The organism is Kitasatospora saccharophila, from assembly GCF_039529925.1.
Classification (GTDB): domain Bacteria; phylum Actinomycetota; class Actinomycetes; order Streptomycetales; family Streptomycetaceae; genus Kitasatospora; species Kitasatospora saccharophila.
This window is the reverse complement of record NZ_BAAANS010000005.1, coordinates 142308-167964: the sequence shown is the minus strand read 5'-3', so window position 1 is coordinate 167964 and position 25657 is coordinate 142308. Positions and strand designations below refer to the sequence as shown.

Sequence of the window (25657 nt, the reverse complement as noted above, 5' to 3'; positions counted from 1 at the left end):
TGCCCCCCGTGGGCACGACAGGTCGCCGCACTCTACCCGCCGGTTCGACGGTCGGAAAAGATCACCGGTCGGGGGTGGTGCGCGCCCGCCCGCGGGCTCAGAAGGACAGCTGCGCGGGGGTGTGGGTGTGGCCCTCGATGCCGGTCGCGGCGCGCCCGATCAGCTGCCGGGCGAGGTCGTTGCAGGCGCGGGCGGCGGCGAGTTCCTCGCCGATCGCGGGGTCGGCCTCGTCGTCCGGGTTGCGCCGGGCCGCCCCGGTGCCGCGGGCGCCGGGGGCGCTGAAGCCGCTGAGCGCGGCGGTGCAGGTGGTGCGGGAGTCGTCCTCGTCGAAGTTCAGGTCGACGAGCCAGTGGTTCTGCATGACGGTTCACCTTCCGGGCGCGCACCGGCGCACGGGCGGCCGGCGCCCCTCGTCCCCCCGGTCTCGCGTTCCCCTCCAGCCTCCGCCGCGGCCCGCCGGGCGTCAACGCGCGGCGGGCGGGCACCCGGTGCGGCGGCGGTCAGGGGGTGCGGAAGCCGCGGAAGACCACGTCGGCGCGGCGGACGAAGCCGAGCCGCTCGTAGAGGGCGCGCGCGCCGGTGTTGGCGGCGGCGACGTGCAGGAACGGGCGTTCGCCGCGGGCGGTGATCCGGGCGGCGAGTTCGCCGACCAGGTGGGCGGCCAGGCCGCGGCCGCGGGCCTCGGGGGCGGTGCAGACGGCGGAGACCTCGGTGAAGCCGGGCGGGCGCAGCCGTTCGCCGGCCATCGCGAGCAGCGCGCCGTCCGGGTCGCGGGGGTCGCGGACGCCCAGGTAGGTGCCGAGTTCGCGGGTGCGCGGCCGGAACGGGCCGGGGCGGGTGCGCTCCACCAGGGCCAGCATCTCGGGCACGTCGGCGGCGCCGAGTTCGACCACCCGCAGTCCGGCGGGCAGTGCCGGGCGGACGGGTTCCCGCTGTACCAACTGGTGCCCGTCCAGGACGAATTCGGGCTTCCAGCGGGCGGGCGGCAGCGCCGGGCAGCTGAACAGGTCGGCGAACTCCCCGGCCCCGAGCAGCCCGGTCAGGTCGTCCCAGGCGCCGGGCCCGGGCGCGGCGCCGACGCTGCTGAAGCTCGCCACCTCCGGGTCGTAGCGCACCGCCTGCCCGTGCCGCCGGGCCAGGTGCGCGTGGGCGCCGCCCAGCGAGGCGCCGACGGGGTCGTCCAGTACGGCGGTGTCGAGGCTGTCGATGGTGTCCATGTCCGCGGAGCCCTCCCGGTCGATCGGTCCACCCCCATGATCGGGCACGCGTGATCGGGCGCGCGCGGCGCGCCGTCCGCGGGCCGCCGCCGTGTCGCGCGCACTGCTGCCGGGCTCTTGTTACCGGCGGGTCACGTCCCTATCATCGCCACTGTGACAGCTTCACTGTCAAACCTGGGAGGCGGTCGCCGATGACCTCCGCAACACCCCCCGCCGGTCCCCTCGCCGGGGTCCGGGTGCTGGAGCTCGCGGGCATCGGGCCCGGCCCGTTCGCCGCGATGCTGCTCGCCGACCTCGGGGCGGACGTGGTGCGGGTGGACCGGCCCGGCGGGCAGGGCCTCGGGCCCGACCCGGCGCGCGACCTGACCAACCGCAACAAGCGCTCCGTCCTGGTCGACCTGAAGACGGACGCGGGCGCCGCCGCCGTCCGCGACCTGGCCGCCCGCGCCGACCTGCTGATCGAGGGCTGGCGCCCCGGCGTCGCCGAACGCCTCGGCGTCGGCCCGGACGCCTGCCTGGCCCGCAACCCGGCGCTGGTGTACGGCCGGATGACCGGCTGGGGCCAGGACGGGCCGCTGGCCGAACGCGCCGGGCACGACGTCACCTACCTGGCGACCTCCGGCCTGCTCGGCCTGATCGGCCCGCCCGACGGGCCCCCGGCGATCCCCGCCAACCTGCTCGGCGACTACGCGGGCGGCTCGCTCTACCTGGTGGTCGGCCTGCTCGCCGCCCTGCACCACGCCCGCGCCACCGGCACCGGCCAGGTGGTGGACGCCGCGATCGTGGACGGCGCCGCGCACCTGACCACCATGCTGTGGGGCCTGCTGGACGCCGGGCTCTGGCAGGAGCGGCGCGGCAGCAACCTGCTGGACGGCGGCGCCCCCTGGTACGGCACCTACCGCACCTCGGACGACCGCTGGATGGCCGTCGGCCCGCTGGAGCCGCGCTTCTACGCCGAGTTCGCCCGCCTGCTGGAACTCGGCCCGGACGCCCCCGACCAGTACGACCCGGCGCGCTGGCCCGAACTGCGGCAGACCCTGGCGGCCCGCTTCGCCACCCGCACCCAGGCCGAGTGGACCGCCCTGTTCGAGGGCCACGACGCCTGCGTGGCACCGGTGCTGACGCTACGTCAGGCCGCCGAGCACCCGCACCTGGCCGCCCGCGGCAGCTACCCCGAGCACGGCGGCACCCGCCAGCCCGCCCCCGCCCCGCGCTTCTCCGCCACCCCCGGCGCGCTGCGCACCCCGCCCGCCCGGCCCGGCGCGCACACCGCCGAGGTGGCCCGCGACTGGGCCGTCCCCCTCCCGGAGTCACCGGCCCCGAACCCCCCGGCCCCGAACTTCCCTGCTCCGAACCCCCCTGCCCCGAACTCCCCTGCTCCGCCCGCCTCCTGAAGGGACCCGCCCGTGCAGCGCGAGCTCTACACCGAGGAGCACGAGGACTTCCGCACCACCGTCCGGGCCTTCCTCGCCAAGGAGGTCACCCCGCACCACGCCCGCTGGGAGCGGCAGGGCGTCGTCGACCGCTCCGCCTGGCTGGCCGCCGGCCGGGCCGGGCTGCTCGGCCTGGCCGTGGACGAGCGGTACGGCGGCGGGGGCAGCCCCGACTTCCGGTTCGCCGCCGTGCTGGCCGAGGAGTTCGTCCGGGCCGGGGCCGGCGGCCTGGCCGTCGGCCTGCACAACGACGTCATCGGCCCGTACCTGACCGGCCTGGGCACCGAGGAGCAGAAGCGGCGCTGGCTGCCCGGTTTCTGCTCCGGCGAGCTGGTCACCGCGATCGCGATGACCGAACCGGAGACCGGCTCCGACCTGCAGGCGATCCGCACCACCGCGGTCGACGCGGGCGACCACTACCTGTTGAACGGCGCCAAGACCTTCATCTCCAACGGCATCCTGGCCGACCTGGTCGTGGTGGTCGCGAGGACCACCGCCGAGGGCGGCGCGCACGGCCTGAGCCTGCTGGTGGTCGAGCGCGGCACGCCGGGCTTCGAACGCGGCCGCAACCTCGACAAGATCGGCCAACACGCCCAGGACACCGCGGAGTTGTTCTTCCACGAGGTGCGCGTCCCGAAGGCCAACCTGCTGGGGGAGGAGCACCTGGGCTTCCAGTACCTGATGCGCAACCTGGCCCAGGAGCGGCTGGCCATCGCGGTGGCCGCGATCGCCGCCGCCGAGGCCGTCCTCGCGGAGACCGTCGAGTACGTCAAGCGGCGCACCGCGTTCGGCCGGCCGCTGGCCAAGCTGCAGCACGTCCGGTTCGAGATCGCCGAACTGGCCACCGAGTGCGCGGTCACCCGCACCTTCGTGGACCGCTGCGTGCTGGAGCACAACCGGTACGCGCTGACCCCGGTGGACGCCTCGATGGCCAAGTGGTGGGCCACCGAACTGCAGAAGCGCGCCGCCGACCGCTGCCTGCAACTCCACGGCGGCTCCGGCTACATGCGTGACAGCGCGGTCGCCCGGGCGTTCACCGACGGGCGTGTCCAGACCATCTACGGCGGCACCACCGAGATCATGAAGGAGATCGTCGGCCGCGCCCTCCTCGCCTGAAGTCCGGCCGAACCCGGCTGAACCCGGTCGCGCTCCCGCCGAACTCCCGCCGAACTCCCGTCGCAGTCCCGCCGTACCCTCCCTCCCGAAAGGCACCCGCACCCGTGACCACCGAAGCGTACGTCTACGACGCGATCCGCACCCCGCGCGGGCGCGGCAAGCAGAACGGCTCCCTGCACGGCACCAAGCCGATCGACCTGGTGGTCGGCCTGATCCACGAACTCCGGCGCCGCTTCCCGACCCTGGACCCGGCGGCGATCGACGACATCGTGCTCGGCGTGGTCAGCCCGATCGGCGACCAGGGCTCCGACATCGCCCGGGTCGCGGCGATCGCCGCCGGGCTGCCCGACACCGTCGCCGGCGTGCAGGAGAACCGCTTCTGCGCGTCCGGCCTGGAAGCCGTCAACCTGGCCGCGGCGAAGGTCCGTTCGGGCTGGGAGGACCTGATCCTGGCGGGCGGCGTCGAGTCGATGTCCCGGGTGAAGATGGGCTCCGACGGCGGCGCCTGGTTCGCCGACCCGATGACCGCCTACGAGACCGGTTTCGTCCCGCAGGGCATCGGCGCCGACCTGATCGCCACCATCGAGGGCCTGTCCCGCACCGACGTGGACGCGTTCGCCGCCGAGTCGCAGGCCCGCGCCGCGAAGGCGCAGGCCGACGGGCTGTTCGACCGCTCGGTGGTGCCGGTGCGCGACCGCAACGGGCTGGTGGTGCTCGGCCGCGACGAGTTCATCCGCCCCGGCACCAGCGTCGAGTCGCTGGCCGGGCTGAAGCCGTCCTTCGCCGACATCGGCGAACTCGGCGGCTTCGACGCCGTCGCGCTGCAGAAGTACCACTGGGTGGAGGCCATCGACCACGTCCACCACGCGGGCAACTCCTCCGGCATCGTGGACGGCGCCGCGCTGGTCGCCATCGGGTCGAAGGAGATCGGCGAGCGCTACGGCCTCACCCCGCGGGCCCGGATCGTCTCCGCCGCGGTCTCCGGCTCCGAGCCCACCATCATGCTCACCGGCCCGGCCCCCGCCACCCGCAAGGCGCTCGCCAAGGCCGGGCTGAGCGCCGCCGACATCGACCTGGTCGAGATCAACGAGGCGTTCGCCGCCGTCGCGCTGCGCTTCATGCGCGAACTCGGCTTCCGGCACGACCAGGTGAACGTCAACGGCGGCGCCATCGCGCTCGGCCACCCGCTCGGCGCGACCGGCGCGATGCTGATCGGCACCCTGATCGACGAACTGGAACGCCGCGACCTGCGCTACGGCCTGGCCACCCTGTGCGTCGGCGGCGGCATGGGCATCGCCACCGTCGTCGAGCGCGTCAACGCCTGACCACCCGTCAACTCACGTAACTGACCAAGGACTTCAACGACATGACCGACGTGAGCAGCCCCATCCGCTGGGAGCAGGACCAGGACGGCGTGGTCACCCTCGTCCTCGACGACCCCGCCCAGTCCGCCAACACCATGAACGCCGCGTTCACCGACGCGCTCGAAGCCACCGTCGAACGGCTCTCCGCCACACCGGAGTTGACCGGCGTCATCATCACCTCGGCGAAGAAGACCTTCTTCGCCGGCGGCGACCTCAAACTGCTCTCCGCCGCCGGACCGGCCGACGCCGAACGGGTGTTCGCCGACTCGATGCGGATCAAGCGCGCGCTGCGCCGCCTGGAGACGCTCGGCAAGCCGGTGGTCGCCGCGATCAACGGCACCGCGCTCGGCGGCGGCCTGGAGATCGCCCTCGCCTGCCACCACCGGATCGCCCTGGACGCCCCCGGCAGCAAGATCGGCCTGCCCGAGGTCACCCTCGGCCTGCTGCCCGGCGGCGGCGGCGTGGTGCGCACCGTGCGGATGCTCGGCATCACCGACGCCCTGCTCAAGGTCCTCCTGCAGGGCCAGCAGTACCGTCCGGCGCAGGCCCTGGAACACGGCCTGGTGCACGAACTCGCCGCCACCGCCGAGGAGATGGACGCCAAGGCGCGCGCCTTCGTCGCCGCCCACCCGACCAGCCTGCAGCCCTGGGACGTCAAGGGCCACCGGATCCCCGGCGGCACGCCCAGCACCCCCGCGCTCGCCGCCAACCTGCCCGCCTTCCCCGCCAACCTGCGCAAGCAGCTGAACGGCGCGCCCTACCCGGCGCCGCGCAACATCCTGGCCGCGGCGGTGGAGAGCAGTCAGGTCGACGTGGACACCGCGTTCGCCGTCGAGGCCCGCTACTTCACCGAGCTCGCCTGCGGGCCCACCTCGAAGAACATGATCAAGGCGTTCTTCTTCGACATGCAGGCCGTCAACTCCGGTGCCTCCCGCCCGAGTTCGGTGCCCACCCGGAAGGCCGCCAAGGTCGCGGTGCTGGGCGCGGGCATGATGGGCGCGGGCATCGCGTACTCCTGCGCCAAGGCGGGCCTCGACATCCTGCTCAAGGACGTCACCGCCGAGGCCGCCGAACGCGGAAAGGCCTACAGCGCGGGCCTGTTGGACAAGCAGGTGGCGCGCGGCCGGATCACCGCCGAGGAGCGCGCCGCGTTCCTGGCCCGGATCACCCCCACCGCGGACGCCGCCGACCTGGCCGGCTGCGACACCGTCATCGAGGCGGTCTTCGAGAACCCCGAGCTCAAGCACAAGGTCTTCCAGGAGGTCCAGCACGTCGTCGCCCCCGACGCGCTGCTCTGCTCCAACACCTCCACCCTGCCGATCGGCCTGCTCGCCGAAGGCGTCGAGCGGCCCGCCGACTTCATCGGCCTGCACTTCTTCTCGCCCGTCGACAAGATGCCGCTGGTCGAGATCATCCGCGGCCCGGGCACCGGCGACGAGGCCCTCGCCCGGGCCTTCGACCTGGTCCGGCAGATCCGCAAGACCCCGATCGTGGTCAACGACTCCCGCGGCTTCTTCACCTCCCGGGTGATCGGCCAGTTCCTCAACGAGGGCGTCGCGATGATCGGCGAGGGCCTCGACCCGTCCTCCGTCGAACAGGCCGCTGCCCAGGCCGGCTACCCCGCCAAGGTCCTCGCCCTGCTGGACGAACTCACCCTCACCCTGCCCCGCAAGATCCGCAACGAGGCCCGCCGCGCCGTCGAGGAGGCCGGCGGCAGCTGGACCGGCCACCCCGGCGAGGCCGTCCTGGACCGGATGCTCGACGAGTTCGACCGCCCCGGCCGCAGCGGCGGCGCCGGCTTCTACGAGTACGTCGACGGCCGCCGCACCCGGCTCTGGCCCGGCCTGCGCGAGCACTTCGTGCGCGAGGGCGCGGAGATCCCGTTCGAGGACATGAAGGAGCGGATGCTGTTCAGCGAGGCGCTCGACTCGATCCGCTGCCTCGACGAGGACGTCCTCACCTCGGTCGCCGACGCCAACATCGGCTCCATCCTCGGCATCGGCTTCCCCGCCTGGACCGGCGGCGTCCTCCAGTACGTCAACGGCTACCCCGGCGGCCCGGCCGGCTTCACCGCCCGGGCCCGCCAACTCGCCACCGCCTACGGCGAACGCTTCACCCCGCCCGCCTCGCTGGTCGCCCTCGCCGAGAGCGGCGGCCGCTACTAGGCCCTGACGGCCGCGGCGTCGCGGGCGGCCAGCAGGCGACCGGCGCCGATCAGGCCGGAGTCGTCGTCCGCGACGCCGAGCACCACCATCCGGCGGATCTCCTCGGCGCTCAGGCCGAAGCAGCCCAGGCGCTCCAGCTCGGCGGTCAGCAGCTCGGCGTAGCGCGGCCCGACCGCGAGCGCGAAGCCGCCGATCAGCACGTAGCGGCGGATGCCGATCGAGGTGAACATCGCGGTGATCGCCGAGGCCAGTGCGGTGAACCCGCCGCGCAGCGCCTCGGTCGCGAAGCCGTCCCCGGCCCGGACGGCGGCCACCAGGGCGTGGTTGTCGAGCAGTTCGGGCTCGGGGGCGGCGGCCGCCAGGGCGGAGCGGGCGTAGCCGTCCGGGTCGGCCAGCGCGGCGCGGCGGGCGGCGGCCAGCGCGCCGCGCCCGGAGGCGATCGCGCCCAGGTGGCCGCGGCCGCCGCAGTCGCAGGGGGCCGCGTCCGGGGACGGGTCGACCGTCCAGTGGCCGATCTCGCCGCCGTGGCCCTCGCTGTCGAGCAGCACCTCGCCCGCCCGGAAGACCTTGTTGCCGATCCCGGAACTCACCGTGATCAGGCAGAACGGCTGGTCGTCCGCGGGCTCCACGTACCGCCAGACCGCCGCCGTCAGGTCGTTGACCACGACGACCGGCAGGCCCAGCCGCTCCTCCAGCCGTTCCCGCACCGCCACCTGCGCGCCCGGACCGCCCCACACGGTCGGCGCGGCCAGCGCCCGGCCGTCCGCGGTGACCGGCCCGGCGAAGGCGACGGCGACGGCGCTGCTGCCGTGCCGCTCGACCGCCTCGGCGGCGAACGCGGCGACCTGCTCCAGCACCCGGGTCTGCAGCTCGTCCACCGGCAGCTCCGGGTGCCCGGCTATCCCGTCCGTCGGCACCCGCCGGACGTCGGTGACGGCGTCCTCGCCCACCCCGTAGCGGGCGGTGCGCAGCGTGGTGCCGCCGAGGTCGATGACGGTGAATGCGGCGTCGGACAAGGGTCGCTCCCAGGGGCTTCGGTGCTCGGACGTGCGGCGGCGGCACGGCCCGACCGCCGCCGCGGCGTGATCGTACACGCCCGCCGCCAAATATGGGAGCGCTCCCACAGCTACCGCCGCTCCGCGCCGCCGGGCCCCGCCCCCGGTCGCCGGCGGTCCCGGGCCGTCCCGTCCTCGGGGTGCGGCAGCGGAAGTGCCCCGTCTCGATGAACATGGCGGAGTCTCGGTGGACCTGGCCCTTGGCGAACCACTCTGTCCGGCGTCACTGCACCCGCGGTTCGTCACCGAGCTCTGACGACCACTAGGAGCTGTCCGGCCGATCACGTGAGCGCCTCGGCAGGTGATCAGCGGGATTCTGCCGCGGGTGCGGATTCGGGCGGCGGCCTCAGTCTTTCGCATCCGAGGCGGCCCCGCGATGATGCAGGACATGGATGTTGAAGACCCTGTAGCCGTGGTGGCGCGCCTGCGGGAGGAGCATCAGAACGAGCCGTGGGACCGCAGGTGGAACGACCTTGAGGTGGCGGGCGTCGATCTGGTGTCGCTCGACACTAGGCTGGGCGGCTGTACCTACACGTGGGTCGCCAACGGCGGTTCCCTCCACGAGCGGGGACTTGCGACCGTGGGACTCATCCTCGGACAGCTTGAGACGATCCTTCCCGAGCTCACTGAGGATGACAGCCCGCGTGTGTGGCATCGGTTGCACCTGATGGCTCAGCTCATCATGGCTCACAACACCCCACCAGCTGAGGCGAGTTCTTAAGGACCCGCCCGCCCGATCATGTGACTGTCGGGCTCCCGGGTCGTTGTTTCGGGCATGGGGCGGGGTGATCTCACGGATGCCGAGTGGGAACGGCTGAGGCCGTTCCTGCCGGTCAGCAATAGGCGTTGTGGCCGGTGGCGGGACCACCGGCAGGTGATCGACGGGATTCTGCACCGAGTGCGGACCGGTGTTCACTGGCGTGACCTGCCTGAGCGGTTCGGCCCCTGGAAGACGGTCTATGAGCGCCATCGGCTGTGGTCGGCCGACGGGACCTGGGAGCGTCTACTCCAGCGGGTCCAGGCGGAGGCGGACGCGGCCGGGGACATCGACTGGGACGTCTCCGTCGACTCCACCATCGTCCGGGCCCACCAGCACGCGGCCGGCGCCGGTGCCGATCCGCCACCAGCTCTTGATTCAAAGGGGGCTGGGCCGGGAGAACACCAGGGCGAGACGCCGTGGCAGAGCCTCGTCGCCCGCCTGGCGGAGGTGGTGCGGGAGGCGAGGGCCTCGGCCGCTCGCGCGGCGGCTTCACCACCAAGGTCCATCTGAGCGCAGACGGCCGTTGCCGCCCTCTGTCCCTCATCATCACGCCGGGGCAGCGGGCCGACTGCACGCAGTTCGCGCCGGTGCTGGAGAAGCTCCGTGTCCCGCGGATCGGGCCGGGCAGGCCTCGCAAGAAGCCCGACAGCCTGGCCGCCGATAAGGCGTACAGCAACGGGCCGTGCCGCGACTACCTGCGCAGACGCGGCATCCGGCACACGATCCCGGAGAAGACCGACAGCCAGGCCGCCCGCCTGCGCAAAGGCTCACGTGGAGGGCGGCCGCCGGGCTTCGACGAGGAGCGGTACAGGAAACGGAACACCGTCGAACGGGCCATCAACAAGCTCAAGCACGCCAGAGCAGTCGCAACCCGATACGACAAACGCGGCTACGTCTACCTCGGAACAGTCACCGCAGCCGCCCTCGTCATTTGGCTTCGCACATGATCGACCGGACGGACCCTAGTTTCCTGCCACCGGAGTTTGATCGGTGGGACTCGGCGAGGAGAGGGGACGCACCATGAGAGCGGTGGATGATGACGAGGCCGCCGCGACCCTGACTCACCTCGCCGTGATTCAGATTCGCGCCATGGCCCGGAGGCGGCAACCCTTCCACCCGTGGATGGGCGATGACTATGTCGTCTGCATCGGGTGGCTCGCCGATCTGGTGCACAACCTGGCAGTGCCTCGTGGGCGAACGAGGTCGTGGAGGCCCGGTCGGAAGCGGAGCCGCCGCATGGAACACACCTGGGCGGTGGCCGGGGAGATCGGCCGGAAGTGGATCACCGACAGTTTGGAGGCGGAAGGACTCGTGTGGAAACCGCCGTCGGACACGTTCCTCCCAGGTGAGCGCGACAACCGCGGGTGAGAGCCCGTCGCGCTGCCCCCCGGGAGCGCGGCGGGGCGCATCTGTGGTGGGACCGGGGGGCGAACCTAGCCGTCCCGGGCCGCCGCGTCCTCGGGGTGCGGGCGGGCCAGTTCCTCGGCCAGTGAGCGTTGGAAGGCCGTCACCAGGGCCTGCACCACCACCGGCTGGATCCGGTCGGTGAGTTCTCGCATCCGGTCCAGTTCCTCGGGGGGCGGGGCGCTCTCCCGGTACGGGCGCCAGACGGTGTCCCGGAAGAGGCGGTGCAGGTCGTGGGCGGTCGCCCGGCTGTGCAGCCGGACCACGGCGCGGGCGGCGAGCAGGGTCTCCAGCGGGATCGGCACGTCCAGCACCCGGACGCCCAGCGGGAGCAGGCCGGGGTCGACCTTGAACACCTCCGGGTCGGCGGTGCGGTGCAGGGCGCCCATCGCGGCGAGCGAGTCCAGGTCGGCGTCCGAGAGCGGGCGGCCCGCCCGGCGTTCGACCTGGTCGCGGCGGGCCTCCTCGGCCGACTCGGGCGTCCAGGAGGCGACCAGGGCGCGGTGGATCGCCAAGTCCAACTCGCCGATGTCCTGCGGAAGTTGGGCCAGGTACCGTTCGATCGCGGCCAGCGTCAGCCCCTGCCGCTGCAACTCCTCGATCAGCTCCAGCCGCCCCAGGTGCTCGGCCCCGTACCACCCCACCCGCCGCGCCCCCAGCTCCGGCGGCGGCAGCAGCCCCTTCGCCCCGTAGAACCGCAGCGTCCGCACCGTCACCCCGGCCCGGCCCGCCAGCTCCTCCACCGTCCACCGCGGCCCGTCCACCACGCCCGACCCCTCACCCCGGCCCCACTGTGACAGCAGCAGTGTCGCACCGGCCGGGGCGGCCGGTCCATCGGCGCGGAGGTCAGCCCAGCGGGAGCAGTTCGGGGTGGTGGCGCCTGGTGACCGCTGGGTGGGCGCGGCTGTAGCCCTTCAATTCGTTTGCGCCGAAGTCGGAGTGGAGCGGGTTCGAAGGGTCCTGGGTGATGCCGGGGGCGTGGTGGGCGTGCGGGAAGTCGAGCGGGGTGATGTGGGCGTCGAGGCGGGGGTTGTAGAAGAACGGGACGGAGAAGCGTTCGCGGGCGCCGGGCGGGGACAGGACGCGGTGGGAGGTGGCCCGGAGGTAGCCGTCGGTGGCGACTTCGAGGAGTTCGCCGAGGTTGACCACGAAGGCGCCCTCCAGCGGGGGGACGTCGAGGAAGGTGCCGTCCGGGCGTTCGACCTGGAGGCCGCCGACGGTGTCCTGCAGGAGGAGGGTGACGAAGCCGTAGTCCTTGTGGGTGCCGACGCCCTGCGGGGGGCCGGCGGGGGCGCTGCCGGGGTAGCGGACCAGCTTGAGGTGCAGGTGGGGGTGCGGGGCGAAGGCGTCGTCGTAGAAGTCGGGGCGGGCGCCGATCGAGGCGAGCAGTTCGTGCAGCAGGCGGCGGGCGACCGAACCGAGGCGGTCGATCCAGTGCAGGGCGGCGGTGCGCAGCTCGGGGAGCGCGGCGGGCCACTGGTTGGGCCCCTCCAGCCACCAGTACGCGGGCTCGCCCGGGGCCGGGACGTGCGGGGGCAGTTCGGGGCCGATGTCGAGCTGGTCGCGCCAGTCGCGGCGGCCGCCGGTGTGCTCGTCGCCGGTGCGGGTGTAGCCGCGGAAGTGCGGGGAGTTGAGGTTGCTGACCGCCAGCCGGTCGGCCTCGGGGAGGGCGAAGAAGGCCCGCATCGCGGCGGTCAGCGCGGCGGTCTCGGCGGGCGTGACGCCGTGGCCGGTGAGCTGGAAGAAGCCGACGCCGGTCGCGGCCGCGCGCAGTTCGGCGTGCAGGCGGGCCCGGTCGGCGGGGGTGCCGTCGGCGAGCGAGAGGTCGATCACGGGGAGGGAGGTGGGGTGCTGCTGCGTCATGGGGGTGCGTCCGCGGTGCTGGGACCCCGGCGGGGACGGCGGATCGCGCCGCACGGGCCGGGGGAACGGGGGCCCGCGCGTCCGAACGGGAGGAACGGGGGAGCGGGGCCGGGAGACGGGATGGGGTCAGGCGGAGCGACGACAGGACGCGCTCGTGACGCGGAGCAGGTCCACGTGGCGACGGCTGACGAGAAGGGGCACCCCATCAAGGCTACCGCCCCCGTCCGGAAAGCCCCCGGGGAGCGTACGGCGGGCGTACGGGGAGCTTCCCGGGCGGGGATGGGGGCGGGGCGGGGGCGCGGGGCCCGGCGGGTGCGGGCCCGGGCGTGCTGCGGCTCAGTAGCCGGTGGCGCCGTCGATCCGCTCGCGCAGCAGGTCGGCGTGGCCGTTGTGGCGGGCGTACTCGGCGAGCATGTGCACCAGGATCCGGCGCAGCGAGACCGGCTGCCCGGTGGCCTTGTGGACGCCGGTGGCGTCCAGCGAGGGGGTGTCGGCGATGATCCGGCGGGAGATCTCGACCTGGGCGCGCCAGGTGGCGAAGGCTTCGTCGAAGTCCCCGTCGAGGCGTTCGAAGTCCTGGTCGGGGTCGTCGTCCGAGTAGTACAGCACCGGCCGGGACTCGTCCCCGGCGAACTGGATCTGCAGCCACCACTGTTCGACCCCGGCCAGGTGCCGGACCAGGCCGTGCAGGGTCAGCCCGGACGGCGGCACCAGGAACTCGGAGAGCCGCCCGGTCGGGACGCCCGCGCACTTCAGCGCGAAGGTCTCGCGGTGGAACTCCAGGTACGACAGCAGGACCTCCCGCTCGTCGCCGACCAGCGGCGGATCGGCGCGGCCCGCGGCGTCGGCCCAGGCGGGGGAGAAGGTCTGCGGCGCGGTGGTGGGCCGTCCGGCGGGTCGTTCGGCGGGCCGTTCGGCGGGGCGCCCGGTGGTTTCGTCGCTCATCGGGCCAGCCTGCCAGCCGCCGCCGACAACGGGCTTGCCCCACGCGGGAGATGGGGGGAGGTCAGAGGGTGACGACGAGCTTCTGCGCGCTGACGCCCTTCTTCAGCTCCCGCAGCGCCTCCGGGACGGCGGCCAGGCCGTGCCCGACCACGGTGGCGTCCGGGGCGGCCCGGTAGGCGCCGGCGGCGAGCGCGGCCGGCAGGAAGCCGGTGTAGACGGCCGGCCCGACCTCGTTGTCCTTCAGGGTGCCGCCCCAGATGCTGCTCACCCGCACCCCGTGCCGCCGCGCCAGCCACCCCGGGACGCGGGTGAACAGCGCGGGCCGGGCCGAGGCGATCCGCCGGCCGCCCGGGGCCCGGGCCGCGACCCGGACCGCCGGGCGGAGCGAACCGGCGCCGATCGCCAGGATGCCCGCGAGCGGTCCGGCGCCGATCAGTTCGAGGAGTTCCGGGACGGCGGTCGGGCTGGTGCGGTCGACGGCGTGCGCCGCGCCCAGGGCGCGGAGGCGGTCGAAGTTGTGCGGGGACGAGGTGGCCAGGACCCGGTAGCCGGCGCTGCGGGCGAGCTGGACCGCGTTGCTCCCGACGCTGGTCGAGCCGCCCCAGACGAGCACCGTCTCCCCGCGGTCGGCGGGGTCCGGCCCGGGCAGCGCGAGACCGAGGTGGTCCGGCTGGAACAGGCCGGTCGCGGCGGTCGACAGGGCCAGCGGCAGCACGGCCGCCCGGTACAGCGGCATCGACTCCGGGACGGGGCAGACCATGTGCTCCAGCAGGACGGCGTAGTGCTGGAAGGCGCTCTCGGCCGGACGGTTGCGGGACCGGTCGACCCCGAACGCGTGCCCCAGGACGCGGTCCCCCGGACGCAACCGGGTCACCCCGGGGCCGGTCTCGACGACCTCGCCCGCGACGTCCGAGCCCACCACGGCGGGGAAGGCCAGCCAGGGCAGGGCCAGCCGGTAGAGGGGACCCGGCAGGTCGTCGATCGGGTTCACGGCCACCGCCCGCACCCGGACGACCACCTCGCCCGCCGCCGGCGGGGTGTAGGGCGCGGGCCCCACCTCGAAGGGCGCGCCCGGTTTCGGCAGCCACAGTGCGGTGTTCCGGTACGTCATCTCGGGGCCTCTCTCCCTGGGCGCGTCGGTGTCCGGCCCCGAGACTAGGCAGTGTCTAGAAAGTAGTCAATGCCTACTTGCGGATAGGATGGGCCCATGCCCCACCGGCCCTTCCACCACGGCAACCTCCGAGCCGCCCTGCTCGAACGGGCGGAGGCGGTGCTCCGCGAACGCGGCCTGGACGCCCTCTCGCTGCGCGAACTCGCCCGCGAGGCGGGCGTCAGCCACGGGGCCCCGCGCAGCCACTTCCCCGACCGCGGCGCCCTGCTCGACGCGCTCGCCGAACGCGGCTTCCTCCGGCTCGACGAGGAGATCCGGCAGGCCGCGGGCCGGGCCGCGAGCCGGGCCGCCGCCCGGGCCGCCACCGGTGACGCGCAGGACGACCACGCCCGCACCCTGCACGCCGCGGCCTCGGCCTACCTGGGGTTCGCCGTCCGGGAACCCGCGCTGCTCGACCTGATGTTCGCGACCAAGACCGACGAACCCCCGGAACCGGTCCGCGCCGCCGCGGGACGCCTGTTCGGCACCATGAGCGGCCTGATGGACGCGGGCGTCGCGGCGGGCGCCTACCCGGCGTCCGACGTCGGCCGGCTCACCCTGCTGCTGTCCGCGACCGTCCAGGGCGTCTCGGCCCTGGTCACCTCCCGCCGGATCCCGGCCGACCAGGGCGAGGCCCTCCTCGGCGACGGGATCGCCCTCCTGCTCTCCGGCGCGGCGGCGGGACGGTAAGACGGCGGGATGGTGGGACGGTGGGACGGTGTGGCGGCGGGATGGTGGGGCGGCGGGCCGGTAGGGCGGCGGGCCGGTGGGACGGTGTGGCGGCGCGGCGGCGGAACGGTAAGACGGTAGGCCGGTGGGGCGGCGGGACGGCGGGACGGTGCGGCGGCGGGACGGCGGGACGGTGCGGCGGCGGGACGGCGGGACGGTGCGGCGGCGGGACGGCGGGACGGCGGGACGGTGCGGCGGCGGGACGGTAGAGCGGGCGCGGGGGCCGGCCGGTAAGACGTCCGGCCCCGGCGGTCCGTCAGAGTGCGCGCCGGTACACCTGGCGCGAGCCGCCCTCCGGGCCCGGGGCGGCCGGTTCGGCGGGGGTGAAGCCCAGGCGTTCGTAGAAGACCCGGGCGCCGCCGGCCACCGCGCCCGGGTGGTCCGCGCCGAAGGTCACCACCTCGACCGTCCGCACCCCGGCCGGACAGCGGGCCAGCGCCCCGGCGACCGGGGCCCGGCCCAGGCCCAGCCCGCGGGCGGCGGCGTCCACCACCAGCCAGTGCAGGTGGCACACCGGCGGGTGGTGGCCGACCAGCAGACCGCCCAGCAGGGTGGCGCCGTCGTCCGCCACCAGGGCGCTGCCGCAGGCGAGTTGCTCCGCCACGGCGGCGTGGAAACCGGGATCGTCGACCATCGGCCCGAACCAGTGCTCGACCTGCCCGGCCAACCGCACCAGCCCGGCAGCGTCCTGCGGCACCCCCACGCGCACCCGCACACCCGCGCCCGCGCCTGAGCCCGTGCTCACGCCTGAGCCCGCGCCCGTGCCCGTGCCTGCGTCCGCGCCCGTGTCCGTGCTCGTGCTCACGCCTGAGCCCGCGCCCGTGCCCGTGCCTGCGTCCGTACCAGTGTCCGTGCTCGCGCCTGTGCTCGTGCTCGCGCCTGCGTCCGCGCCCGTGCCTGCGTCCGTGCCAGTGTCCGGGCTCGTGCTCACGCCTGAGCCCGCGCCCGTGCCTGCGTCCATGTCCGTGTCCGTGCTCGCGCCTGTGCTCGTGCTCGCGCCTGCGTCCGTGCCTGCGTCCGTGCCTGCGTCCGTGCCTGCGTCCGTGCCCGCGCCCGTGTCCGTGCCCGCGCTCGCGTCCGCGCCCGTCTCCTTGTCCGTGTTCATCTCCGACCCCGTTCGCCTGCCCGGCCTTGACCCTGACCCGTGGGTCAGGGGCTAGCGTTCCGGCACTTCCCGTCGGGCGCCGCTCACCGGCCGCGCCCGGCGTCCCCCCGATGAGCAGAGGAGCCGTCATGAGTGTGCCCGGAAGCCTGCCCGCGAGCGTGCCCGGGACCGTCCGCGAGGTCCGGCTGGTCCGGCGTCCGCAGGGCCGTCCGGTGGCTGCCGACCTGGCCGTGGTCGAGGTGGCCGCGCCCGAACCGGCCGAGGGGCAGGTGCTGGTGCGCAACCGGTGGTTCCAGGTCTTCGCGGGCCTGGCCTCGCTGCTCGGCGAGACCCCGCCGAACACGCCGTTCCCGTCGATCGAGGTCGGCGGCACCCTGTTCGGGGCCGCCGTCGGGGAGGTGGTCCTGGCGCCGGAGGGCAGCGGGCTGCGTCCCGGCGACCTGGTCTCGCACTTCCAGGGCTGGCGGGAGTACGCGGTGGTCGACCCGGCCGGGCTCGCCCTGCTGGACGGGCGGCTGCCCGACCCGGCGGCCCGCCTGACCTCGGGCGCGACCGGCTACGGCGTGCTGACCCGCACCGCGCCGCTGCGGCCCGGCGACACCGTGCTGGTCACCGGCGCGGCCGGCGGCGTCGGCACGCTGGCCGGGCAGACCGCCAAACTGCTCGGCGCGGGCACCGTCCTGGGCACCACCGGCTCCCCGGCCAAGGCCGCGCGGCTGCGCGAACTCGGCTACGACGCCGTCCTGGTGGACGAGCGCACCGACGGCGCGGACGGCCCGGCCCGGGCCGAGCGCTTCGCCCGGCAGCTCGCCGAGGCCGCCCCCGACGGCATCGACCTGCTGCTCGACACGGTCGGCGGCCACCAGGCCGAGGCGGCCCTCGCCGCCGCCCGCCCGGGCGCCCGCGCCGCCCTGGTCGGCGTGCTCACCGACCAGTTCGCGGCCGCCGGGACCGCCGGGGCCGCCCCGCTGCGGCTGGACGCCTTCCAGGTCATCGTCAAGGGCCTGCGGGTGAGCGGGTACGCGAACGCCGGGCACGCCGAGGTGGAGGCCGAGTGGCTGCCCCGCTTCGGCGAGTGGCTGCGCTCCGGCGCGATCACCTTCCCGCACGTCCGGGCGAAGGGCCTGGAGGAAGCCCCGCGGGCGCTCCAGGAGATGGCCGAGGGACGGCACTTCGGCACCGTCCTGGTCGAGCTGTAACCCGGCGGCGAACGGCGGCGAACGGCGGCGAACGGCGATGGCGGCCGGGTCGGCGGCGGCCGGAATGTCCGGGCCGCCCCCGTGGTTCGACCGGTGGACGGTGACCGGCGACCGGTCAACGGCCACCGGGGAGGACCTGATGGACATGCGGATCGGGGACGCGGCCGCCGCCGCCGGAACCACGCCCAGGGCGCTGCGCCTGTACGAGCAGCGCGGTCTGCTGCCGCCGCCCGCCCGCACCTCCAGCGGCCAGCGGGTCTACGACGGCACGGACGTGGCCCGGATCCGGGTGATCCGCACGCTGCTCGGCCTCGGCCTCACCATCGAGGACCTGCGCGGCCACGCCGAGTCCTTCGACCTGCTGGTCGCCGACCCGGCCCGCCGCTGCGCGAACAACAGCGGCGGCCCGGTCGTCCGGCACCGGCTGGCCGCGCTGGACGCCGAGATCGCCCGGCTGACCAGGCTGCGCGCGGCCCTGGCCGCCGCCGCGCTGCGCCCCGGGGCGGACTGAGCTCGGGCCCGTCCGCAGCCCGCGGGCCCTCAGCCCGCGCAGCCCCGCGCCCTCAGCCCGCGTGGTGCCGGGCCAGCAGGACGGCCTCCCGGCGCAGCGCCTCGTCGCCGGTGCGGTCGGCCGCGGCGAGCAGTTCGCCGGGGAAGGCGTCCTGCAACTCGGGGCGGTGCGCCAGCAGCCCGTAGCTGGCCCAGAGCAGGTGTTCGCGGGTCAGCGGGTCGGGGCGGTGCGCGACGTACCAGACGTTCTCGAAGCGGGGGCGCAGCGCCGGGTCGGTGAGCAGGCTGAGCACCCGGCGCAGGTGGCGCACCGGCAGGTCGGCGTCGAACCCGGCGGAGGCGTGCACGGCGGCGACGTACAGCGCGGGGTGGTCCTCGGTGAGCGTCTCGGCGAGGACGGCGCGGGCGCCGGTGGTGCCGGTGAGGGCGAGCGCGTGCAGCAGGGCGAGTCGGACGGACGGGTCGGTCTCGGTACGCCACAGGCCGAGCAGGGTCGCCGGGTCGGGGGCGAGCGGGAGCGCGGCGCGGCGCACCGCCGGGTCCGGGTCGGCGAGCAGCGGCAGGGCGCCGGAGCGGTGCCGTTCGGTCAGCGCCGGGTCCGCGGGCAGCAGGCGCGCCAGCAGCGCGGTCAGCGGGACGCGGGTGCGGCCCATCTCCGGGTCGGTGGCCAGCGCGAGCAGCAGCGGCAGGGCGGCGTGGGCGGCGGACGGCGCGGGTCGCCCGGGCGCGGGGACGAGGCAGTGCAGCAGTTCGCAGTCCTCGGGCCGGGCGTCCGGTCCGGCCAGTGACAGGCGGTGCAGCACCCGCGGCACCATGGTCGCCGGGCTGGACCAGTGCGCGGTCTCCAGGCCCTCCCAGAGTGCGTCGTCCAGTGCGGTCAGCGGTATTTCGGTGGTCATGCTCTCCCCCGTACTCCGTGGTGCCCCAGTGAAGCCGTACCCCGTGAAGATCGGCTGTCATTCTCGGCCGGGACCGCCGTGCTGTCGTGCGGATTCCCGGCCCGGGACGAAAACTTTGCCGAGGTGATGCGGGGGAGTGATGGGGGGTCACGGAAGGGATCGGCGCGGTGGCCGACCGTCGCCGCCCGGCCGCGCGGGCGCAGCTCACGGCGACGGTCGGTGACGGTGCGTCAGCTCCGCGCGGAGGGGGCGGCCCCCACGTACCGCGCCAGGTGCTGCCCGGTCAGGGTGCTGCCGTCGGCGACCAGGGCGGCGGGGGTGCCCTCGAAGACGATCCGGCCGCCGTCGTGGCCCGCGCCGGGGCCGAGGTCGATGATCCAGTCGGCGTGCGCCATCACCGCCTGGTGGTGCTCGACCACGATCACCGAGGTGCCGGAGTCGACCAGCCGGTCCAGCAGGCCCAGCAGTTGCTCGACATCGGCCAGGTGCAGGCCGGCGGTCGGCTCGTCCAGCACGTACACGCCGCCCTTCTCGGCCATCCGGGCGGCCAGCTTGAGGCGCTGGCGCTCGCCGCCGGAGAGCGTGGTGAGCGGCTGGCCGAGCGTCAGGTAGCCGAGGCCGACGTCGGCGAGCCGCTGCAGGACGGCGTGCGCGGCGGGGGTGCGGGCCTCGCCGGCGGCGAAGAACTCCCGGGCCGCGTCGACGGACATCGCCAGCACCTCGGCGATGTTCCGGCCGCCGAGCCGGTACTCCAGCACCGCGGCCTGGAAGCGCCGGCCCTCGCACTCCTCGCAGACCGTCGCCACGCCGGCCATCATGCCCAGGTCGGTGTAGACCACGCCCGCGCCGTTGCACTCCGGGCAGGCGCCCTCCGAGTTGGCGCTGAACAGGGCGGGCTTGACCCCGTTGGCCTTCGCGAACGCCTTGCGGATCGGCTCCAGCAGGCCCGAGTACGTCGCCGGGTTCGAGCGCCGCGAGCCCCGGATCGGGCTCTGGTCGATCGCCACCACGCCCTCCGGGACGCCCCCGCCCGCCGTTGCCGCGCCGCCCGCCGACGCCGCGCCGCCCGCCGTTGCCGCGCCGCTCACCAGCGCCGCGCCGCTCACCAGCGAACCGTGCACCAGCGAGCTCTTCCCGGAGCCCGCCACGCCGGTCACCACCGTCAGCACGCCCAGCGGCACGTCCACGTCGACCTTCCGCAGGTTGTGCGCGTCCGCCCCGCGGATCTCCAACGCCCCTGTGGAGGTGCGTACTTCGGCCTTGAGTGCGGCCCGGTCGTCGAAGTGCCGGCCGGTGACGGTGCCGCTGGCCCGCAGCCCGGCCACGCTGCCCTCGAAGCACACCTCGCCGCCCGCCGCCCCGGCCCCGGGGCCGAGGTCGACCACGTGGTCGGCGATCTCGATGGTCTCCGGCTTGTGCTCCACCACCAGCACCGTGTTGCCCTTGTCGCGCAGCTGCCGCAGCAGCGCGTTCATCCGCTGGATGTCGTGCGGGTGCAGGCCGGTGGTCGGCTCGTCGAAGACGTACGTGACGTCGGTCAGCGAGGAGCCCAGGTGCCGGATCATCTTCACCCGCTGCGCCTCGCCGCCGGAGAGCGTCCCGGCGGGGCGGTCCAGCGAGAGGTAGCCGAGGCCGATCGCGGTGAAGGAGTCCAGCAGTTGGCGCAGCGACTCCAGCAGCGGGGCCACCGTCGGCTCGTCCAACTCCCGCACCCAGTCGGCGAGATCGCTGATCTGCAGGGCGCAGGCGTCGGCGATCGAGAGGCCCCGGATCTTCGAGGCGCGGGCGGCCGCGCTCAGCCGGGTGCCGTCGCACTCGGGGCAGGTGGCGAAGGCCACCGCCCGGTCCACGAACTCGCGGACGTGCGGCTGCAGGGCGGCCCGGTCCTTGGCGAGCATCGACTTGCGGATCCGCAGCACCAGGCCCTCGTAGGTCATGTTGATGCCGGCGATCTTCATCCGGACCGGCTCCCGGTACAGGAAGTCGTGCCGCTCCTGCTCGCCGTACGCGTCGATCGCCTTGTCCGGGTCGACCAGGCCGGACTCGGTGTACAGCCGGTAGTTCCAGCCGCCCGGCTTGTAGCCGGGAATGGTCAGCGCGCCCTCGTTCAGCGACTTCGAGCCGTCGTACAGCTGCCCCAGGTCGATGTCCGAGACGCTGCCCCGCCCCTCGCAGCGCGGACACATCCCGCCGGCCCGCCCGAAGGTCCGCTTCTCGGTCGTCGTCCCCTCGCCGCGCTCCACCGTGATCGCCCCCGCGCCGTGCACCGTCGGCACGTTGAAGGAGAACGCGGGCGGCGGGCCCACGTACGGGTCGCCGAGCCGGCTGAACAGGATCCGCAGCATCGCGTTGGCGTCCGTCGCGGTGCCCACCGTCGAGCGCGGATCGGCGCCCATCCGCTGCTGGTCGACGACGATCGCCGTGGTCAGGCCCTCCAGCACGTCCACCTCGGGGCGGCTCAGCGAAGGCATGAAGCCCTGCACGAAGGCGCTGTACGTCTCGTTGATCAGCCGCTGCGACTCGGCGGCGACCGTCCCGAACACCAGCGAGCTCTTGCCCGACCCGGACACCCCGGTGAACACCGTCAGCCGGCGCTTGGGCAGTTCGACGCTGACGTCCTTCAGGTTGTTCACCCGGGCCCCGTGCACCCGGATCAGGTCGTGCCCGTCCGCCGCGTGCCGCCCGTCCCCGCCGACGTTCCCGCCCGCGTCCCCGCCGTCCGCCGGTGACCCCGTCCGTGCCGCGCCGCTCATCGCCCTCGTCCCTCCGTCCGGCGGTGCCCGTGGCAGCGCCGCCGCCCCGATCCAACCATCCGGAACCGTCGACAGCCGGTTCTCGTCCACATCAAGCGCGGGTAAAGTGACCGGCCGAACCACCCGGGAGGCACCGATGCGGGCACAGAAGCGGATACGGGACCGGCGACGGCCGGCGGCGCGAATGACCCCGGGAGCCCCGGTGGCCGCCGCCGCGCTCGCCGCGCTGGTGCTGCTCGGCCCCGCCGCCGCGTCCGCGGCGGCCGGCCCGTCACCCGCCGCGTCCGCCTCCGCCACGGCTTCGGCCCCCGCCGCGTCCGCCTCCGCCACGGCCCCCGCCGCCGGGCTGCTGCCCGCCGAGGCGTCGCAGGCCGAGCGGCTGGCCGCCGAGCTGCGCAAGAGCCCGGTCTACATCTCCGCCGACCTGCCGCGCCAGGTGCCGCGTTCGCTGGCCCCCGCGTACGCCGAGGCCGCCGAGCGCACCGGCGTGCCCACCTACGTGCTGGTGCTGCCCGACTCGGACCGGACGCTGCTCGCCCAGGTGCACGACCGGCTCGGCACCGACGGCCTGTACGTGCTGGTCGAGAAGTACGGCGGCGTCACCGTCTCGGCGTTCGGCGTCGACCTCCCGGCCGAGGACGCCGCCCGGATCGCCAACCGCACCGTCTCCTACGACGCCGGGCCGCTCGCCCGGTTCACCGCCTTCACCGAGAAGGTCACCCAGGGCAAGGACCAGGTCGCCGCCGAGGCCCGGGAGTTGGAGCAGCACCACGACGACGACCCGCCCCGGGCGTACATCTCCTCCACCGACCGGCAGAACCAGAACCTGCTGCTGGGCCTGGCCGTGGTGGTCATCCCGGGCCTGCTGCTCTCCCTCGGCCTGTGGTTCGCCCGCCGCCGCCCGCTGCGCCCCGGCCCGCCCGCCCGCAGCACCGGAGCCGTCCGCCGTCCGGCCGTCGACCTGGGCAAGAAGCCGCCCGTCGCCCTGACCAAGGCCACCGCGAAGGCCCAGCTCAAGAAGGGCGGGACGAAGGCCGGGACGAAGGGCGGCGGGCGCCCGCAGCCCGCCGCGCTCGCCCCCGCGCCGCTGCGCCGGAGCGTGCTGGTGGCCACCCTGCTGGTCACGGTGGCCTCCGTGTTCGGCGTGGTGCTCGCCGCGCCCAGCGTCTTCCCGCAGACCATCGACGACCCCGACCTCACCGTCACCCGGGCCGACCTGGAGGCCCGCACCACCGAGGCCGCCGCCGCGCTCACCGCCGACGGTGGCATCTACCAGGACGCTTCCGCCCCCAACCCGCTGACCCCCGAACAGCTCGCCGCCGTCCGTCAGCGGATGGGCCAACTCGCCACCAAGACACCGGTGTTCCTGCTGTTCACTTCCTCCGACGGCGACGACGAGAGCGCCGGCGACAGCTCCGCCCTGCTCGCCCAGGTGCACCGGCAGACCGGCCGGGACGGCGTCTACGTGCAGGTCGACCCGGTCGGCGGCTACCTGCAGGTGGAGGAGTACGCCGCCGCCGAGACCGACCTGTCCAGCCAGTTCCGGAAGGCCGACCTCCGCTACCCCGACCGCGACGGCTCCTACGACGACCTCAAGATCTCCGAGCGGCTGAACACCGTCCTGGACGAGGTCGCCGCCGCCCGACCCACCGGCGACGAGGGCTACACCGGCGACCGCGAGACACTGCCCGAGCTGCGCAGCAACAAGCTCCCGCCGCTGTTCAGCAACGACTTCGGCGGCGGCATCACCCTCGGCGTCCTGCTGCTCGCCGTCCTGCTGCTGCTCGCCTGGGCCGCCGTCGCCACCGCCCGCGCCGTGCTCCGCTCCCGCCGCGCCCGGTCCGCCGCGCCCGCCCCCGCCCGGCCCACCAGCACCGGCCCCCGGCACACCGCCACCCACCCCTCGGCCCGCCAACTGCGCTCCTGGGCCACCGAGGACGCCCGCGCCCTCGCCGTCCGGCTGGCCGCCGTCGACCAGGACGACCCCCGCCGGGCCCGCGCCTGGGACTGCCTGGACGCCGCCCAACTCCTGCTCGGCGAGGACGGCGGCAGCGACGCCACCCCGTCCGACCTGGCCGCCGCCGTCGCCCTGGCCCGGGCCGGGGCCGACACCCTGGAGGACCGGCGGGGCCCGCGGCTGTGCCGCCTCAGCCCGCTGCACGGCATCGCCGACGGCGGCAAGGTCCCGTCCTGGTTCACCACCGTGGACCTCGGCCCGACCTCCGCCCAGCTGTGCGCCGAGTGCCGGGACCTCCTGCAGCTCAGCGGCGTCAACCGGTACGGCGCCGCCGACCTGCCCGCCCGCCGCGCGGAGACCGACAAGCGGCTGCTGCGCCTGCCCGACGAGGGCGGCCGCGGCACCGTCGCCTGGAACGAGGAGGGGGAGGTCCTCCCGGCCGCGCTCGAAGGCGTGGACGCGCTGGTCCAGTGGGCCCGGGAGTCCGCCAGTGTCCAGTGACCGGCCCGGCCGTGCGCCCGCCGGCCGTGCGCCCGCCCGCCGTGCACCCGACGCCCGGCCGGACGCCGGGCAGATCCTTCCGGCCGCATCCGATGGCCTCGACGCACCCGTCCCCAGGGCCAGGGAGTCCGCCAGTGTCCAGTGACCGCCCCACCGCCACCGCACCCGGCGTGCTCACCGCACCCGGCCGCCGTCCGCTGTCCGGCCTGCTGGCCGTGCTGCTGCTGGCCTGCGCCGTCCTGCTCGGCACCGGCAGCGTCACCCCGGCCCGCGCCGCCGACGCCACCCCCGCCACCAAGGCGACCGGCGCGAGCATCGCCGAGGCGCTCAAGACCTCCCCGGTGTACGTCGATCCGGCCTTCGCCGCCGCCGTCACCCCCGCCCAGCAGCAGCAGCTCGCCGAGCAGATCGCCGCGACCGGACTGCCCGTCAAGGTGGTGCTGGTGCCGCTGCAGAAGGGCGACGCCTTCGACGGCCGGGCCAAGGCGATGGCCGCCGTCGTGCAGGAACGCCTCGGCCAGTCCCCGCTGATCATGATCACCAGCGACGACTACGGGAGCTGGCTCAACGGCTACGAGTGGCCGGCCGACAACGCCCACCAGGCCCGCGACGCGGCCAACGCCGTCGCCCTGATCAAGGAGCTCAAGGACGCCGGCCTGGCCGCCAAGATCGGCCGGGCGATCGAACTGATCGGCACCGGCAAGGGCACCGAGGTGTACAAGGCCGAGGCCGACCGCGTCGACCGGGAGCACGCGGCCCGCGCCCAGACCGAGGACCACGCCGACTCCCCGTCCGCCTCGTCCTCCGCCACCGGCCCGTTCGCGATCGTCGCCGTCCTGGTGCTCGCCCTGGTCATCGGCTCCGCCCTGCTGGTCCGCAGCCGCCGCAAGCCCCGCCACACCGCCTTCACCTTCCCCGACGCGGTGTTCGCCGCCGACCGGGCCGCCGACGAGGCCGGACTGCGCCGCCAGGCCGCCGACGAGGTGCTCGCCCTCGGCACCGCCCTGGACGGCGCCGACGGCGCCACCACCCCCGGCCTCAGCCGCGCCCTGGACGCCTACGACGCGGCCGGCCGGGTCCTCGACCGCGCCGACGGCCTCCCCGACCTGGCCGGCGTGCTCGCCCTCGCCGCCGAAGGCCGCGCCGCGCTCGCTGCCGAACCCCGGCTCCCGCTCTGCTTCTTCGACCCCCGGCACGGCACCGCCGCCCGCCGCACCACCTGGCGCCCGCTCGGCCGCCGCGACCGCGTCGACGTCGCCGTCTGCACCGACTGCGGCCAGGCCCTCAAGGCCCGCCGCTCCCCGCAGGTCCTCGCGGTCCGCGACCACGGCCGCACCGTCCCCTACTTCGAGGTCCCGGCCGAACGCAGCCTGTGGGCCGCCACCGGCTACGGCTCCCTCCTCTCCGGCCCGGACGACACCCTCGCCGCCCGCGTCGGCTCCGGCGAGTTCAGCCGCGCCGCGACCCGGCGGCAGGCCGCCGACCACAAGGACTGACCCCGGAGCCGGGCGGCAGACCACCCCCGGCGAGGA

The 25657-nt window shown here is 74.9% G+C and carries 23 protein-coding genes; 12 read left to right on the top strand and 11 right to left on the bottom strand.

The genetic code is table 11. From position 1 onward, the window contains the following. Positions 1–97: 97 nt before the first annotated feature. Positions 98–361, bottom strand: coding sequence for a DUF1876 domain-containing protein (locus tag ABD345_RS06045; protein WP_344550721.1), 264 nt, complete (start codon positions 359–361; stop codon positions 98–100). Between the two features lie 139 nt (positions 362–500). Then, positions 501–1217 carry a GNAT family N-acetyltransferase gene (locus ABD345_RS06040; protein ID WP_344550720.1) on the bottom strand — a complete coding sequence of 239 codons (717 nt, stop codon included), beginning with the start codon at positions 1215–1217 and terminating at the stop codon, positions 501–503. Positions 1218–1408: 191 nt separating this feature from the next. On the opposite strand from ABD345_RS06040, the gene ABD345_RS06035 reads away from it, so the two are divergent. The 4 genes from ABD345_RS06035 (at position 1409) to ABD345_RS06020 (ending at position 7295) form a co-directional block, all read left to right on the top strand. Further along, a complete protein-coding gene (locus ABD345_RS06035) occupies positions 1409–2611 on the top strand; it encodes a CaiB/BaiF CoA transferase family protein (protein WP_344550719.1) in 1203 nt (400 codons plus the stop codon). A gap of 12 nt (positions 2612–2623) precedes the next feature. Further along, positions 2624–3766, top strand: coding sequence for an acyl-CoA dehydrogenase family protein (locus ABD345_RS06030; RefSeq protein WP_344550718.1), 1143 nt, complete (start codon positions 2624–2626; stop codon positions 3764–3766). A 104-nt stretch (positions 3767–3870) separates the two neighbouring features. Beyond that, on the top strand, positions 3871–5091 hold the full coding sequence (locus ABD345_RS06025; protein WP_344550717.1) for an acetyl-CoA C-acetyltransferase: 1221 nt from the start codon (positions 3871–3873) through the stop codon (positions 5089–5091). A 41-nt stretch (positions 5092–5132) separates the two neighbouring features. Further along, on the top strand, positions 5133–7295 hold the full coding sequence (locus ABD345_RS06020; protein ID WP_344550716.1) for a 3-hydroxyacyl-CoA dehydrogenase NAD-binding domain-containing protein: 2163 nt from the start codon (positions 5133–5135) through the stop codon (positions 7293–7295). Here ABD345_RS06020 and ABD345_RS06015 read toward each other — a convergent pair. Next, on the bottom strand, positions 7292–8311 hold the full coding sequence (locus ABD345_RS06015) for an ROK family protein (RefSeq protein ID WP_344550715.1): 1020 nt from the start codon (positions 8309–8311) through the stop codon (positions 7292–7294). The two genes, ABD345_RS06020 and ABD345_RS06015, sit on opposite strands and share 4 nt — an antisense overlap. A gap of 427 nt (positions 8312–8738) precedes the next feature. Between ABD345_RS06015 and ABD345_RS06010 the strand changes: the two genes are divergently transcribed. The 3 genes from ABD345_RS06010 to ABD345_RS06000 all read left to right on the top strand — a co-directional run bounded on the left by ABD345_RS06010 (position 8739) and on the right by ABD345_RS06000 (position 10478). Beyond that, the gene (locus ABD345_RS06010; protein WP_344550714.1) at positions 8739–9071 is read left to right on the top strand and encodes a hypothetical protein; all 333 of its coding nucleotides are present in this window, start codon (positions 8739–8741) and stop codon (positions 9069–9071) included. A gap of 54 nt (positions 9072–9125) precedes the next feature. Next, positions 9126–10057 (top strand): IS5 family transposase gene (locus ABD345_RS06005; protein WP_380272752.1). Its coding sequence is split into 2 segments (ribosomal slippage): positions 9126–9503 and positions 9506–10057, totalling 930 coding nucleotides; the frame shifts between segments, so codons are not numbered across the junction. A gap of 82 nt (positions 10058–10139) precedes the next feature. Next, positions 10140–10478 (top strand): hypothetical protein, encoded by a 339-nt coding sequence (locus tag ABD345_RS06000; protein WP_344550713.1) that lies wholly within the window; start codon positions 10140–10142, stop codon positions 10476–10478. 65 nt (positions 10479–10543) lie between these two features. On the opposite strand, the gene ABD345_RS05995 is transcribed toward ABD345_RS06000, so the two are convergent. The 5 genes from ABD345_RS05995 to ABD345_RS05980 form a co-directional block, all read right to left on the bottom strand. After that, entirely contained in the window at positions 10544–11278 is a 735-nt protein-coding gene (locus ABD345_RS05995) for a MerR family transcriptional regulator (protein WP_344550759.1), read from the bottom strand. A gap of 82 nt (positions 11279–11360) precedes the next feature. After that, a complete protein-coding gene (locus ABD345_RS05990; protein ID WP_344550711.1) occupies positions 11361–12377 on the bottom strand; it encodes an isopenicillin N synthase family dioxygenase in 1017 nt (338 codons plus the stop codon). A gap of 126 nt (positions 12378–12503) precedes the next feature. Beyond that, positions 12504–12578 (bottom strand): putative leader peptide, encoded by a 75-nt coding sequence (locus tag ABD345_RS40260; RefSeq protein ID WP_380234127.1) that lies wholly within the window; start codon positions 12576–12578, stop codon positions 12504–12506. Between the two features lie 135 nt (positions 12579–12713). Then, positions 12714–13322 (bottom strand): DinB family protein, encoded by a 609-nt coding sequence (locus tag ABD345_RS05985; RefSeq protein ID WP_344550710.1) that lies wholly within the window; start codon positions 13320–13322, stop codon positions 12714–12716. Positions 13323–13383: 61 nt separating this feature from the next. Next, entirely contained in the window at positions 13384–14433 is a 1050-nt protein-coding gene (locus ABD345_RS05980; RefSeq protein ID WP_344550709.1) for a zinc-binding alcohol dehydrogenase family protein, read from the bottom strand. A 96-nt stretch (positions 14434–14529) separates the two neighbouring features. Here ABD345_RS05980 and ABD345_RS05975 point away from each other — a divergent pair, with 96 nt between their 5' ends. Then, positions 14530–15162: a TetR/AcrR family transcriptional regulator gene (locus ABD345_RS05975; RefSeq protein ID WP_344550708.1), complete on the top strand. Its 633-nt coding sequence runs from the start codon at positions 14530–14532 to the stop codon at positions 15160–15162. A 295-nt stretch (positions 15163–15457) separates the two neighbouring features. On the opposite strand, the gene ABD345_RS05970 is transcribed toward ABD345_RS05975, so the two are convergent. Further along, complete coding sequence (locus ABD345_RS05970; RefSeq protein WP_380276278.1) at positions 15458–15916, bottom strand: GNAT family N-acetyltransferase; 459 nt, start codon at positions 15914–15916, stop codon at positions 15458–15460. 518 nt (positions 15917–16434) lie between these two features. Between ABD345_RS05970 and ABD345_RS05965 the strand changes: the two genes are divergently transcribed. Together ABD345_RS05965 and ABD345_RS05960 are read left to right on the top strand one after the other, a co-directional pair. Beyond that, entirely contained in the window at positions 16435–17505 is a 1071-nt protein-coding gene (locus ABD345_RS05965; protein WP_344550706.1) for a zinc-binding dehydrogenase, read from the top strand. A gap of 145 nt (positions 17506–17650) precedes the next feature. After that, positions 17651–18016: a MerR family transcriptional regulator gene (locus tag ABD345_RS05960; protein WP_344550758.1), complete on the top strand. Its 366-nt coding sequence runs from the start codon at positions 17651–17653 to the stop codon at positions 18014–18016. 52 nt (positions 18017–18068) lie between these two features. Here ABD345_RS05960 and ABD345_RS05955 read toward each other — a convergent pair whose 3' ends face one another. After that, positions 18069–18914, bottom strand: a complete 846-nt coding sequence (locus ABD345_RS05955) for a hypothetical protein (RefSeq protein ID WP_344550705.1) — start codon at positions 18912–18914, stop codon at positions 18069–18071. Positions 18915–19144: 230 nt separating this feature from the next. Next, positions 19145–21667 carry an ATP-binding cassette domain-containing protein gene (locus ABD345_RS05950; protein WP_344550704.1) on the bottom strand — a complete coding sequence of 841 codons (2523 nt, stop codon included), beginning with the start codon at positions 21665–21667 and terminating at the stop codon, positions 19145–19147. A gap of 184 nt (positions 21668–21851) precedes the next feature. Here ABD345_RS05950 and ABD345_RS05945 point away from each other — a divergent pair, with 184 nt between their 5' ends. Next, the gene (locus tag ABD345_RS05945) at positions 21852–24125 is read left to right on the top strand and encodes a hypothetical protein (RefSeq protein ID WP_344550703.1); all 2274 of its coding nucleotides are present in this window, start codon (positions 21852–21854) and stop codon (positions 24123–24125) included. A 134-nt stretch (positions 24126–24259) separates the two neighbouring features. Beyond that, positions 24260–25621, top strand: coding sequence for a hypothetical protein (locus ABD345_RS05940; RefSeq protein ID WP_344550702.1), 1362 nt, complete (start codon positions 24260–24262; stop codon positions 25619–25621). The last annotated feature ends 36 nt before the right edge of the window (positions 25622–25657 follow it).

What these genes read in the sequence shown, in the direction of transcription:
- ABD345_RS06010 (WP_344550714.1), top strand. Translation starts at nt 8,739, where the DNA reads ATGGATGTTGAAGACCCTGTAGCCGTGGTGGCGCGCCTGCGGGAGGAG.
- ABD345_RS05955 (WP_344550705.1), bottom strand. Translation starts at nt 18,914, where the DNA reads ATGACCACCGAAATACCGCTGACCGCACTGGACGACGCACTCTGGGAG.
- ABD345_RS06040 (WP_344550720.1), bottom strand. Translation starts at nt 1,217, where the DNA reads ATGGACACCATCGACAGCCTCGACACCGCCGTACTGGACGACCCCGTC.
- ABD345_RS06035 (WP_344550719.1), top strand. Translation starts at nt 1,409, where the DNA reads ATGACCTCCGCAACACCCCCCGCCGGTCCCCTCGCCGGGGTCCGGGTG.
- ABD345_RS05950 (WP_344550704.1), bottom strand. Translation starts at nt 21,667, where the DNA reads ATGAGCGGCGCGGCACGGACGGGGTCACCGGCGGACGGCGGGGACGCG.
- ABD345_RS05945 (WP_344550703.1), top strand. Translation starts at nt 21,852, where the DNA reads ATGACCCCGGGAGCCCCGGTGGCCGCCGCCGCGCTCGCCGCGCTGGTG.
- ABD345_RS05960 (WP_344550758.1), top strand. Translation starts at nt 17,651, where the DNA reads ATGCGGATCGGGGACGCGGCCGCCGCCGCCGGAACCACGCCCAGGGCG.
- ABD345_RS05975 (WP_344550708.1), top strand. Translation starts at nt 14,530, where the DNA reads ATGCCCCACCGGCCCTTCCACCACGGCAACCTCCGAGCCGCCCTGCTC.
- ABD345_RS05990 (WP_344550711.1), bottom strand. Translation starts at nt 12,377, where the DNA reads ATGACGCAGCAGCACCCCACCTCCCTCCCCGTGATCGACCTCTCGCTC.
- ABD345_RS06045 (WP_344550721.1), bottom strand. Translation starts at nt 361, where the DNA reads ATGCAGAACCACTGGCTCGTCGACCTGAACTTCGACGAGGACGACTCC.
- ABD345_RS05985 (WP_344550710.1), bottom strand. Translation starts at nt 13,322, where the DNA reads ATGAGCGACGAAACCACCGGGCGCCCCGCCGAACGGCCCGCCGAACGA.
- ABD345_RS05965 (WP_344550706.1), top strand. Translation starts at nt 16,435, where the DNA reads ATGAGTGTGCCCGGAAGCCTGCCCGCGAGCGTGCCCGGGACCGTCCGC.
- ABD345_RS05980 (WP_344550709.1), bottom strand. Translation starts at nt 14,433, where the DNA reads ATGACGTACCGGAACACCGCACTGTGGCTGCCGAAACCGGGCGCGCCC.
- ABD345_RS06020 (WP_344550716.1), top strand. Translation starts at nt 5,133, where the DNA reads ATGACCGACGTGAGCAGCCCCATCCGCTGGGAGCAGGACCAGGACGGC.